Raw genomic sequence first — 575 nt, 5'->3', positions numbered from 1 at the left:
GGACGGCACGGTCGCGATCTATTTCGAGGCGGCTGCCGTGATCACCGTCCTTGTCCTCCTGGGCCAGGTTCTTGAGTTGCGCGCTCGCGAGCGTACCTCGGGCGCAATCAAGGCTCTTCTCAATCTCGCTCCCAAGACCGCGCGCAGGATTATGGCGGACGGGAATGACGAAGAAGTCGCGATCGACCTGATCGCTGTCGGCGACCGACTGCGGGTCCGCCCCGGCGAAAAAGTACCCGTAGATGCCATCGTCGAGGAGGGCCGCTCCTCCATAGATGAATCGATGGTCACCGGCGAATCCATGCCGGTGACGAAAACGGTCGGCGCCCATGTAGTGGCCGGAACGGTGAACCAGACGGGATCGCTCATCGTGCGCGCCGACAAGATCGGCCGCGATACAATGCTGGCGCGGATCGTTCAAATGGTCGCCGATGCGCAGCGATCGCGCGCTCCGATCCAGCGCATGGCTGACAAGGTCGCTGGCTGGTTCGTACCCGCTGTGCTCGGCATCGCGCTGCTCTCCTTCGCGATTTGGGCGATCTGGGGTCCAGAGCCGCGATTGGCACACGGCCTCG

Annotated in this window: 1 protein-coding gene; it reads left to right on the top strand. The window is 63.7% G+C overall.

The features are described 5' to 3' along the window. Positions 1-575: HAD-IC family P-type ATPase (locus AACY08_RS28230; RefSeq protein ID WP_339472389.1), on the top strand; the 575-nt coding region annotated here is incomplete at both ends.

Origin of the sequence: Pseudomonas sp. EL_65y_Pfl1_R83 (assembly GCF_963970695.1) — a bacterium.
Classification (GTDB): Bacteria; Pseudomonadota; Gammaproteobacteria; order Pseudomonadales; family Pseudomonadaceae; genus Aquipseudomonas; species Aquipseudomonas tritici.
Note: the sequence above shows the minus strand (reverse complement) of the source record. Positions and strands in the feature narration are given on the sequence as shown.